Source organism: Mangrovibacterium diazotrophicum (assembly GCF_003610535.1).
GTDB lineage: Bacteria > Bacteroidota > Bacteroidia > Bacteroidales > Prolixibacteraceae > Mangrovibacterium > Mangrovibacterium diazotrophicum.
In genome coordinates this window covers 715,297-727,688 of record NZ_RAPN01000001.1, presented here as the reverse complement: position 1 = coordinate 727,688, position 12,392 = coordinate 715,297, and the positions used below count along the sequence as shown (strand labels likewise).

The 12,392-nt window shown below is 44.3% G+C and carries 6 protein-coding genes; all 6 read left to right on the top strand.

Going from position 1 to position 12,392, the window contains the following annotated elements; all coding sequences use genetic code 11:
• Positions 1 to 22 precede the first annotated feature (22 nt).
• The 6 genes from BC643_RS03045 to BC643_RS03020 all read left to right on the top strand — a co-directional run bounded on the left by BC643_RS03045 (position 23) and on the right by BC643_RS03020 (position 12,348).
• A complete protein-coding gene (locus tag BC643_RS03045; protein WP_211337966.1) occupies positions 23 to 3,424 on the top strand; it encodes a SusC/RagA family TonB-linked outer membrane protein in 3,402 nt (1,133 codons plus the stop codon).
• Between the two features lie 13 nt (positions 3,425 to 3,437).
• On the top strand, positions 3,438 to 5,606 hold the full coding sequence (locus BC643_RS03040; RefSeq protein WP_120271699.1) for a RagB/SusD family nutrient uptake outer membrane protein: 2,169 nt from the start codon (positions 3,438 to 3,440) through the stop codon (positions 5,604 to 5,606).
• 77 nt (positions 5,607 to 5,683) lie between these two features.
• The gene (locus tag BC643_RS03035) at positions 5,684 to 7,375 is read left to right on the top strand and encodes a polysaccharide lyase (RefSeq protein WP_120271698.1); all 1,692 of its coding nucleotides are present in this window, start codon (positions 5,684 to 5,686) and stop codon (positions 7,373 to 7,375) included.
• 22 nt (positions 7,376 to 7,397) lie between these two features.
• Positions 7,398 to 10,562 carry a DUF6298 domain-containing protein gene (locus BC643_RS03030; protein ID WP_211337965.1) on the top strand — a complete coding sequence of 1,055 codons (3,165 nt, stop codon included), beginning with the start codon at positions 7,398 to 7,400 and terminating at the stop codon, positions 10,560 to 10,562.
• Between the two features lie 27 nt (positions 10,563 to 10,589).
• The gene (locus BC643_RS03025) at positions 10,590 to 11,498 is read left to right on the top strand and encodes a sugar phosphate isomerase/epimerase family protein (protein WP_211337964.1); all 909 of its coding nucleotides are present in this window, start codon (positions 10,590 to 10,592) and stop codon (positions 11,496 to 11,498) included.
• Positions 11,499 to 11,673: 175 nt separating this feature from the next.
• Positions 11,674 to 12,348, top strand: a complete 675-nt coding sequence (locus tag BC643_RS03020; protein ID WP_211337963.1) for a DUF3826 domain-containing protein — start codon at positions 11,674 to 11,676, stop codon at positions 12,346 to 12,348.
• Positions 12,349 to 12,392: the final 44 nt, after the last annotated feature.

Genomic DNA, 12,392 nt, shown 5'->3' with positions numbered 1-12,392 from the left:
GAACGAATTTTAAATCTAAAAAATGAGTAATAGTATAAAGCGAGGCCAAAACCCAAATGTGGCTTTGGATTGGGCAAACAACTTGCGCACAGCTAAGCATACCATATATTTACTTTTCTTAAGTATGATTTTTGCCTTTGTCTGTGCAACGCCGGTCCATGCTCAACAATCAAAAATGTATGAAGGAACCGTGCTCGAGGAAAACGGGCAGCCTATTGTAGGTGCGACTGTAACAGTAGTCGGTACCACGATTGGAGCAATTACGAATGTTGATGGTAAATTTTCGATTGCAGTACCAGAAGGTAAGGAAGTAGAAATTTCTTTTGTCGGTTACGTAAGCCAAAAAATTTCAGATTTTAGTCAAACCAATGTCGTTTTGAAAGAAGACTTGTTGAACTTGGATGAAGTGGTTGTTGTTGGTTACGGCCAGCAAAAAATGAAAAACGTAACAGGGGCTATCGCAACAGTTGCGCCACAGGAAATTAGCGATCTTTCTGTCGGTAGCCTGGGAACGGCTCTATCTGGTATTGTAAATGGTTTGAGCGTTAGTGGAGGTAGTTCTCGGCCTGGTGAAGAGGCTTCTTTGACAATTCGCCAGAATTCGGAATCGAATACTTATTCTGCGACTTCCGGATATGTTCCTTATGATGGACCTCTATATGTAATCGATGATTATGTGACGCAAGATGAGTCCATGTTCAATAATCTTGATGCCAGTGAAATTGAAAATATTACCGTATTGAAAGATGCCGCTGCTGCGATTTACGGAGCCCGTTCTGCTCAGGGGGTAGTTTTGGTAAAAACAAAAAGAGGACAAGCCGGCGCTCCCAAAATTTCGTATAGTGGACAATTTGGTTATACCGATGAAATAAAACGGACCAAAATGTTAAATGCGTATGATTATGGTGTGCTTTGGAATGCTGTTGCAGCAGCTAATACTAAAGATAATACAATTGACCCTGCACAGGATTTGTTTCAGTACGATGAGTTGCAGGCAATGAAGAAACTGAATTACGATTTATTGGATCAGGAGTGGAGCGCCGCATTAACACAAAAGCACAGTGTTAATATGAGTGGTGGTACCGAGCGAGCTACCTATTTTGCAGGAATGTCTTATTTTACCCAAGGTGGTAACATCGGTAAAATAGATTACGACCGTTGGAATTATCGCGCAGGTGTTGATGCGAAAGTCGGAAAAGGGTTAAAGGCCTCATTACAAATTTCCGGAGACTACGGTAAAAAGAATACCGCACTGAATAAAATTGGTGGAAGTAATGGTGAAACAGACTACAATTCCTTGTTGACTCATCCTCGTTATATCCCCGAAAGTATCGATGGTATGTATATTGCGAACTTGGGTGTAAGTAACAATTTAGTCGATGACGTTCAATATTATAATTTTAATGCTATCCAAAATTCAGATAACTACAGTCATAATCAATCTGAAAATATGATGATCAATACGGCTTTGGAATATGACTTTAGTTGGAATAGAATTCTTAAAGGCTTGAAATTGAAGGTGAGTTATGCAAAACGTATTTCTACCGATAAAACTAACCAGATGGGGTCAGAATTTACTTTATACAGTCTGGTAAATAGAGGAACCGGTGGGAATGGAAGTGAGTCATATGGCCACTTATACACTGGTAGTGATATTGATCTGTCTTCTGAAAATTTGGAAGCAATAACCGTAGCTAACGGCGGAGATGGTAGTTTCATTAGCCGTAACATGAGTCGTGGAGATAGTTATCAGCTCAACTTTAATGCAAACTACGCCCGAACTTTTGGTGATCACGACCTAAGCGCTCTATTCTCAATTGAAAAATCGGAGAGTGAAAGCGAGTATGTTACCGGTATGGTTAAGAGTCCCTATAGTTTCACAGATGCACAGTCCAACTCTGCGTATGGAACACAAACCACTCAGTTTAGCCGCAGTAACGGTGGTACGTTGTCTTATATTGGCCGCGCTAACTACTCGTATAAAGATAAATATCTATTGGAATTCTTGATTCGAAGTGATGCGTCAACCAACTTCGCCCCCGAAAATTACTGGGGAGTTTTCCCATCTCTTTCAGCGGGTTGGGTGATCTCTGAAGAAAGTTGGTTTGAGAATTTAAAAAAATCAGTTAGCTATCTTAAAATCCGTGGTTCCGTTGGTCACTTAGGTAAAGACAATACGAAGCCGTGGGCATGGTTACAACTTTATGGCGTAGGAGCAAATAAGGGAGCAATTTTCGGTACTTCTACAGGTACTTCTTTAGGTTCCGCTATTTCAAGTAGTGAAGCTCCTAACTATGATGCGCACTGGGATAACAGTTACAAAACCAACTTTGGTATTGATATGCGCACATTGAAGGATAGGATGTCGGTGAACTTGGATGGTTATTATGAATGGGACAGAGATATGTTCATGACTAGACAAGGATCCGATGATTTTCCGACAACAGTAGGTACACGTCCGGCAGCTGAAAACTTCGGAGAAATGAATCTCTGGGGTCTTGAATTATCTCTGGGGTGGCAGGATCGAATCGGCAGCGAATTTAAATACCATATCCGTTTGAATACGGGGTATAGCGACAATAAGGTATTGGTTAGAGCTTGGGAAAGTCCGATTCCGATGTGGAATAACCATCCTGGACAGCGTACCGATGTTGGCCAATGGGGTTTGGAATGTATCGGTATGTTCCGCAGCTATCAGGATATAGAAGAATATTTTGATAAATATCAGATCACCAATTATTTGGGGAAAACCAAAGACGATGTTCATCCTGGGATGTTGATTTACAACGATGTTCGCGGTGCTCAAAATACAGATGGTACTTACGCAGGACCGGATGGTGTTGTCGATAGCGAAGATGATATGGTAAAGATTTCGAACCGAAACAATCCTTACGGATTAACAGTCAACTTTGGAGGAGACTGGAAAGGCCTGTCGTTGAGTGCACAAGTTAATGCCAGCTGGGGCGGATACAGCTTCCTACCTAAAACAGCTCGTGGTATCGAAAACATGATCTCTTCGGGAGGTTCCTACACCGATATGGAGTATACTAACCTACCTTCCTTTTGGGCGAACGATATGTTTGTTTATGAGGATGTTGTGGATGCTAGTGGACAAGTTGTTGCTACAGAAAATCGTGATGCAAAATATCCGAATATGCGTTATAGCGAAAATCAGGAAACTTCAACATTCTGGAAAGTTAGTGGAACACGCGTAACACTTCGCAATATTACTTTGGCTTATGCATTGCCTAAAGTGTTTGTCGATAAAATTGGCGTCGGAAGTTGTCGATTTAATTTGACGGGACAAAATATGTTGAGCTTGTATAATCCATACCCGGACAAATTTATGGATCCGCTATCAGGAAGTTATGGCTCTTATCCTAATTTGAGAAGAATTACTTTAGGGGTTAATGTATCATTCTAAACGAAGACAAATAATGAAAAAGATATATAAATCAAGCTTAGTCGTTGCTTTTTTAGCAGTCAGTGCGCTCTTCTCAGGATGTAATACAGACTACCTGGAAGAAATGCGTAGCTACGGCAATTATACCGACGAAATTTACAATGATTACCAAGGGGCACTTGGTAGGGTTAATTTCTTGTACGCCGCTTTGTTGCCTTATAGCGGGGGAAGTACTTTCAATTTTACCTGGCATAGTACGGGTGATGCTGATGATTGGTCAAAGTCGACCGAAGAATATGGAGGTTTTTCTTCATTTGTAGATCCAACCTTAATCTTAACAAATTCAACTGTTACCGATTATATTTATGGTGAAAATAAGAATGTAAGCCCCTTTGGTCGTATTCGTGAATGTAACCTGGTGAAAGAAGGTATCGAAGCAGGGACACTTTCCGATGATCAGAAAAACGAGTTGTTAGGACAGGTTTATTTCTTTCGCGCCTGGTGTTACTATCGTTTGGTAAAAATCTATGGTGGTATTCCAATTATCGATTACGTACAAAATCCGATACAAGGAGACAGTGGCGGTTTAGACTTGGTAGTCGCTCGCTCAACAACGAAAGAATGTATTGATTTTATTTGTAGTGATTTGGATAAAGCGATTGCTATGCTGCCAGCTGGTTGGGAAAACGCTGCTACAAATTACGGCCGGATAACAAAAGGTGCTGCAGAAGCGCTTCAGGGAAGAGCTCGTTTACTTTACGCAAGTCCTTTGTTTAATAGGGCAGATGATGCTGATCGTTGGACTTTGGCTTATGAAGCGAACAAAGCAGCAAAAGAGACATTGGCATATTCGTATGATGATCCTGGTACAAATGGATCAGGATGGGCAGGTATGTTTTCTAGTGTTCAGAGTTCAGAAGCAGTATTTGAGGCACTGTATAATAACATAGAAGAAGGGGACTATTCCAAATGGAATGGCTGGGAAAACAGTATTCGTCCGGCAAACATCTATGGTGGTGGCGGAAAAACACCAACTGCACAGATGATTGATATCTTCCCGATGGCTGATGGAAAGCTACCTTCAACTGCCTCGACTTATACGATGTTGACCAAGTCATCTGATTATCCTTACGATCCTGAACTTTTCTTCATGAATCGTGATCCTCGTTTCTATCGTACTTTTGCATTTCCTGGTGTGAAATGGACTGCCGACGCGGATTTATCGATTGGAAATACTGCTCAACCATTAATCTATCCTTATGCAAGTGGTTCAAAATACGAATTATGGAGCTACGTTTGGTATCCGGATGAAGATACTAAAAATGCAGATGACCAATCGGGCTTTGCCGCTGATGGTTTGGGCGATAATACAAGAAGTGTATTTATACGGAAACGCTCTGATGACTATCAGGTAAACAGTAATCCGTTGTATATTTTTGAATATTCATCAAATAAATATAAGCGTTCAGCTGCTCCAATTATGGAGATGCGCTATGGAGAAATCCTGTTGAATTTTGCCGAATCTGCTTGTGGAGCAAACCATTTGTCAGAGGCAGTTGCTGCGCTACAGGAACTTCGCGCTCGTGTTGGGTATACCGCAGATAATAACTACGGATTGGATGAAGATTTAGGTTCTGACCGCGCAAAACTATTCTCTGCAATTTTATACGAACGTCAGATTGAATTGGCGTACGAAGGAAAACGTTACGACGATATGCGCCGTTGGATGTTATGGGATGGCGGTGTCGGCCAAGCAACACTGAATGCTTCGTGGGGCCTAACTGGTTTTGGAGGTAATACATGTGCCTATTTAGGGGTTACTCCGTTAAATGGTACCCGCCGGACTGGTGTCGAGGTTCGTGTAAACGATGATTATGGTTATGCGTCAAAATCATATACTAGTGATCCTCTTGATGCTGCCGATGTTGTTCGACCTGATGCGTTGGATCTGGCAACAGATGCAACAACTGCAGGTTCTGAAGAAATAGATAATTTGGCGCAGTTTTATAAGGATAATTTCACCCGTAAAACGACACGTTTAGATGGAGATCCTTCCTATACGATAGATTTCCAGCCTGAGTATTATATTCTTGGTTTCAAAGAAAACATGCAAAAGAATAATACACAACTAAAACAAACTATTGGGTGGGCCGACTATTCAAACGGAGGTGCCGATGGTACTTTTGACCCGTTAGCAGAATAAAATCTGAAAATATGATGGTGATAGCAGGTTTTTCCTGCTATCGCTTTTTAAAACCATCCATTAACAAATATTAAGATATGAAATTTAAAGAGATTATCGGTGTTTGTATGGCTTTGATGCTCGTGACAGCGACGGCTGTACGCGCGCAATATCCTACAATTCCGGATTCAGTAAAACATGCAGCGGAAGAATTGATGAAAGCAGCGGAAGCACATTCCGACATGGCTTGGGAAAAAGCAATTCCTGCGATTGAGAAAGATGCAGCCAATGGAAAACCATACGTTCCATGGGCAAAAAGACCAACTGATTTGCCACAGGCTACGATTCCGGCTTTCCCGGGTGCTGAAGGTGGTGGTATGTACACTTTTGGTGGTCGTGGTGGACAAGTTATTACTGTAACCAACCTGAATGATGATGGCCCCGGAAGCTTGCGTGAAGCCTGCGAAACCGGTGGTGCTCGCATTATTGTTTTCAATGTTGCAGGGATCATTCGCATTAAATCACCATTGATTATTCGTGCACCTTATGTAACAATTGCCGGACAAACTGCTCCTGGTGATGGCGTGTGTATCGCCGGAGAAAGTGTTTGGATTAACACGCATGACGTGATTATCCGTCACATGCGTTTCCGCAGAGGTGAAACCTGGGTTGGTCGTCGCGACGATGCGATCGGTGGTAACCCGGTTGGTAATATCATGCTCGACCACATTTCTGCCAGCTGGGGGTTGGATGAGAACATGTCGATTTACCGGCACATGTACCTGACAGATCCGCGCAAACCGGAAGAAAAATTGGGAACTGTGAATATCACCATCCAGAATTCAATATTCTCGGAAGGACTGGATACCTGGAACCACGCTTTCGGAAGTACCATTGGTGGTGAAAACTGTTCTTTCATTCGTAACCTATGGGCTGATAATACCGGGCGTAACCCGTCAATCGGCTGGAATGGTGTTTTCAACTTTGTAAATAACGTCATGTTTAACTGGGTGCACCGTTCTATCGATGGTGGTGACCAAACTGCCCGTTACAACATCATCAACAACTATTTCAAACCAGGTCCATTGACCCCGACTGACACTCCGGTAGGGCATCGTATTCTGAAACCGGAATCACGCTATACCATGAATGGCCGCAAAGTTTATGGTTTGGTTTATGTAAACGGAAACGTGGTTGAAGGAAACGATAAAGTAACTGCCGACAACTGGGACGGTGGTGTACAGATTGAAGATATGGAAGATGCAGGTGAATTCACGCCCTACATTAAATGGGATAACCCGCATCCGATGCCTTACTTGACGATTTACCCGGCGAAAGAAGCGTTCGAATTTGTATTGGATAATGCCGGTGCAACCTTCCCGAAACGCGATGCTGTGGACGTTCGTGTAACCAAACAGGTAAAAACCGGTGTTGTTGAATATCCGAAGAATGTTGATTTAAGCCACGTTCCTCATTTCAAGTACCGTCGTCTGCCGGAAGATTCGTACAAACAAGGAATCATCACCGATATTGCACAAGTTGGCGGCTATCCGGAATACAAAGGAACACCTTACAAAGACTCAGACGGCGATGGTATGCCGGATGCTTGGGAGAAAAAATATAAATTGAACCCGAATGATCCGTCAGATGCCAATGGAGATCTTAACGGTGATGGTTATACCAACATCGAAAAATACATCAACGGAATTGATCCGACGAAGAAGATTGACTGGACGAACAAGGAAAATGATTACGATACGTTGAAAGAAAAAGACAGTAAACTTTTCTAATCGATTAAAATAGATTTATAAAATGAAGAAGGTGTTCAAACGCTTTGGCAATACCGCGATTAAAGCGTCAAAATGTGCTTTTTTGCTACTACTATCCCTGGGAGTTTTCAGCTCCGTCAATGCGCAAAAAAAACAGAAACCGACACCGCCGCTTCAACAATCTCAAAACGGGAATCTGGTTTATACACCGGATTCACTGGGAAACCGGATTCCCGATTTTTCCTACGCCGGCTATAAAGCCTCGTCCGACGTAATTCCTTTTGTGCCTGTTAAAGTTGTAGTTGAACCTGTCGACGGTGATATGACCGCGACACTTCAAAATGCCCTCGACTATGTTTCTACCTTGCCAGTCGATCAGGCTGGATTTCGGGGGGCGATCCTTTTGAAAGCAGGACACTATCAACTTGATGGTCGGTTGACGATCAACCAATCGGGTGTTGTTTTGCGTGGTTCCGGTTTTGGCGAAAACGGAACGGTTTTGATTGCTGCCGGCAAAAGCCGCGAAACACTGATCCGTGTTGAAGGAAAGCCTGTTGAATTGAACGAAGCGCAGGCGAATATTACTCAAGCTTACGTTCACGTTGGTGCCTTTCAATTTCAGGTTGAAAATGCCGCTCAATTTCAGCCAGGAGATCAAATTGCCATTACAAGACCGAGTACACAGGAATGGATTGACCAGCTCGACATGAACGAGTTTGGCGGCGAGACAGCCTGGTTGGGGTGGAAAGCAGGAGAGCGTGATCTGCGATGGGACCGGACTGTTGTCGCCGTGAAAGCTGATTCGCTGGTGCTTGATGCACCATTAACTACTGCCTTGGATAAAGCAATTGGCGGCGCTTACGTTCAAAAATACCAGGAAGACGGAAGAATTCAGAACATCGGAATTGAAAACCTAAACATTCGATCTGAATTCAATTCAGAAAACAAAAAAGATGAAGAGCATTGCTGGAATGGCATTAGCTTCGAAAATACAACAAACGCCTGGGTACGTCAGATCCAATTTAAACACCTGGCAGGATCTGCAGTGGCTGTTTACGAAACTGCTTCGAAGGTAACGGTTGAAGACTGTCTATCCTTTGAGCCCGTTTCGGAAATTGGCGCTTTGCGACGCTACACTTTTTTTACATCGGGTCAGCAGTGTTTGTTCCTTCGTTTGTATGCTGAATTTGGCTATCACGATTTTGGAACCGGAGTTTGCACTGCCGGACCCAATGCATTTGTTCAGTGTGAATCGCATCTGCCGGCAAGTTTCAGCGGAGCGATCGACAGCTGGGCGTCGGGAGTGCTTTTCGACATTGTAAATGTTGATGGTAATGCGCTTAGTTTCCGCAATCGTGAGATGAATGATTACGGTTCGGGCTGGACGGCAGCGAACTCCATGTTCTGGCAATGTTCTGCAGCACGCATTGAATGCTACAGTCCTCCGGGAGCAAACAACTGGGCGTACGGAGCCTGGGCACAATTTGCCGGTAACGGTTACTGGAACAATGCCAATGAACACATTAACCCTAGAAGTCTGTTTTATGCACAACTGGCCGAGCGAATTGGTGCGGACAACACGCCTAAAGCCCCGGTTATTGATTACACAACCGATGCGACCAGCAGCCCGACAGTAGAGGTGGCTGCTGAGTTGACCGAATACGCTGAGAATCCTGCGATCACATTGATTGAGTTCATCGAGCAGAAGGTGAAGGAAAATCCGATTTCGTTGGAGGCAGGTGACGCAAAACTTTTTTCTCAAATTAAGTTTAAAAAAGAAACAGAGCAGGTGGAAGAGGCAGCTCCATCAATGGAGTTGGTGAACGGCTGGCTGGTGCGAGGAAGTGCAGTACTAACGGGACAACGTCACGCTGTTCCATGGTGGAGCGGCAGCATGCGTCCACGAAAATTGAAACAGGCACAGCCGGCAGTCACGCGATACGTACCCGGTCGTCAGGGCTTGGGATATACCGATCGCCTGACAGATGTGATTCAGTGGATGAAAGATGAAAATAAGATTGGGCTGGAGCAGCACTATGCGCTTTGGTACGATCGCCGTCGCGACGACCACGAGCGCATCCGCCGCATGGATGGAGAGGCCTGGGCGCCGTATTACGAATTGCCTTTTGCCCGCACCGGAAAAGAACTGGCTTGGGATGGACTCAGCAAGTACGATCTCACAAAATACAATCCATGGTATTGGGGACGCCTGAAGCAATTTGCCGATTTGGCCGACCAAAATGGTTTGGTGCTGATTCACCAGGATTATTTTCAGCACAATATTATCGAGGCCGGTGCGCACTGGGTCGATTCGCCCTGGCGCACGGTAAACAACTTAAACAACACCGGTTTTCCGGAACCTGTGCCTTTTGCGGGCGACAAACGGGTGTTTATGGACAAACATTTTTACGATGTAACCAACCCGGTTCGCCGCGAACTGCATCGTCAATATATCCGCCAGTGTATGGAGAATTTCAAAGATAACAACGGAGTTATTCAACTGACCAGTGCCGAGTTTACCGGTCCCTTGCATTTCATGCAGTTTTGGCTGGATGTGATTGCCGGTTGGGAGCAGGAAACAGGTCGCGATGTGATGGTTGGACTGAGTGCAACAAAAGACGTTCAGGATTCAATTCTGGCAGATCCGGTTCGCTCAAAAATTGTTGATCTGATTGACATTCGTTACTGGAGCAGCCGCGACGACGGCACACAATTTGCCCCACTTGGAGGACAACATTTAGCACCTCGCCAACACATGCGTCTTGAAAAAATAGGTAAACGCTCTTTCGACCAGGTTTACAACGATGTGCTGACCTACAAAAAGGCATTTCCTGCAAAAGCAGTGATGTATTCGTTCGATCAGTCGGATAAGTTGGCTTGGGCAATTTTTATGGCCGGAGGTTCATTAGCTGGTATTCCTCCGGTGAAAGTTGACGGTTTTCTGAATGCGGCTTCTGCCATGCAGGCTGAAGCAACGACCAAAGAAGGTGTTTACAAACTGGGTGCCGCTAACGGTTCAGGCATCTTCTATTTGGATAATCGTTCGCCGGAATATGCTGCAGAAGTGGCTGCCGGAAGTTACCAGTTGATTGAGATTGACCCGGCCACCGGCGAGCAAATCGGTAAAGCGGTTCGGGTGAAGGGTGGAAAACAAATTCAGCTGCAAACAGGCGGAAAATCGGAAGCGGTTTTCTGGCTTCGAAAGTAGTGAGCTGTATTTCAAACTAACATGAACATGAAGAAATCAAACTGTAAAAACTTATGCCTGTTACTTGTTGCTGTGCTGTGTTTGAACACATTTAGTGTGCAAGCGTCAGGCAAAGGCAAGAAAAGCAAACAAGAGAACAAGGAACAACAATATAAAGTAGCCGTGGTGGATCTGATGATTCTGAAGCGGCAAAAACTGAGTGCTTTCCCGCTGGCGAAAGAAATCGGTGCCGATGGCTTGGAAGTCGATATGGGAGGGCTCGGTAAACGGCCAACTTTCGACAACAAACTGGCTAACGATTCGCTGTTGAACCTGTTTAAAAAGGCTTCGAAAGACAATGGAATAGAAATCTGCGCTTTGTCGATGTCTGGCTTTTATGCCCAGTCGTTCCCACAAAAGGAAACTGCAATCGAGGCTGTTGGCGATTGCATCGCGAGCATGAAGCGGGTTGGAACCAAAGTCGGCTTTTTGCCACTGGGTGTTGAAGGCAACTTACTTCGTTATCCGGAGCGCCGTCAGGCGGTTGTCGAGCGCCTGAGAACCGTTGGTAAAATGGCCGAGGACGCCGGAGTGGTAATCGCCATAGAAACGGCTTTCGATGCCAAACGCGATTTGGAACTGCTGAAGGAAGTCGGCTCGCCGGCAATCAAGATCAGCTTTAATTTTTCGATTCCGTTGAGTGAAGGGCGTGACCTGAATGAGGAACTGAAAATTTTGGGGGCTGACAATATCGCGCAGATTCATGGTACCGACAAGGATGGCGTATGGCTGCAAAACGATCCGAAGATCGACCTGAAAAAGGTGAAACAAACTCTGGATGAAATGGGCTGGAGTGGTTGGTTAATTGTAGAGCGCTCGCGAGATGCCAATAACCCGCGTGATGTTCGTGGAAATTTTGGAGCCAACGTGGCTTACCTGAAATCGATATTTCAATAGTGAAAAGATGGTCATTCGATTGTCATTGAGTAGTCAATAGTGGTCATTAAGTAGTCATTGGGGAGTCATTGTTTGTGTGTAATGTTGAAGCAAATGACATAAACTAAATGACCATTGTTGACACGAAGCGAATGACTAAAATGACAAACAATAAACGAGAAAAAATCAAACTAAAATGAAAAGAATAAGCATACTGATGGTGTTCGTGCTACTTGGTTTAAACCTGACCGTGTTGGCACAGAAAAATGGGAAAGACGAGTTCGCAGACAAAGAATATTGGGCAGTTGTATCGGGCCGAGCGGGCAAGATTGTTGAAACCATGAAGCTGGGTGATGAAGCCAAAGAAAAAGAGGTTCAGGATCTGATTGCCGCTCAATACTACCGTTTGAACGGAATTCATGACGGTACCGAAGCCGAGATCAAGAAGGTAAAAGAATCTGATCTTGAAAAAGCGAAAAAGAATCAAGCAATTGAAAAGCTGAATGCGAAACGCAACAAGGAACTGGACAAATTGCATAAATCGTACTTGAAAGAACTGTCGAAGGAATTAACGCCAGAGCAGGTTGAAGCGGTGAAAAACGGAATGACTTACAGTGTTTGTCCGAACACCTATGCGGCTTATCAGGACATGCTGCCGAACCTGACAGTAGAGCAGAAAAAATATATACTGGACGCCTTAACCGAAGCCCGCGAAAAAGCAATGGATGCCGGCTCCAGTAAAGAAAAGCATGCCTGGTTCGGTAAATACAAAGGTCGGATCAACAATTACCTGTCGAAACAAGGCTACGATATGAACAAGGAAAGCAAAGCCTGGCAGGAACGTTTGAAAAAAGAAGGTATCGAGCTTTAAGTAACCTTTAAAAAATAACCTGTTTTCTCTGGCTGTTGGCTGAA

Bases quoted from the DNA above. Each gene is read 5' to 3' on its own strand.
- BC643_RS03025 (WP_211337964.1), top strand. From the start codon at position 10,590: ATGAAGAAATCAAACTGTAAAAACTTATGCCTGTTACTTGTTGCTGTG.
- BC643_RS03040 (WP_120271699.1), top strand. From the start codon at position 3,438: ATGAAAAAGATATATAAATCAAGCTTAGTCGTTGCTTTTTTAGCAGTC.
- BC643_RS03035 (WP_120271698.1), top strand. From the start codon at position 5,684: ATGAAATTTAAAGAGATTATCGGTGTTTGTATGGCTTTGATGCTCGTG.
- BC643_RS03045 (WP_211337966.1), top strand. From the start codon at position 23: ATGAGTAATAGTATAAAGCGAGGCCAAAACCCAAATGTGGCTTTGGAT.
- BC643_RS03020 (WP_211337963.1), top strand. From the start codon at position 11,674: ATGAAAAGAATAAGCATACTGATGGTGTTCGTGCTACTTGGTTTAAAC.
- BC643_RS03030 (WP_211337965.1), top strand. From the start codon at position 7,398: ATGAAGAAGGTGTTCAAACGCTTTGGCAATACCGCGATTAAAGCGTCA.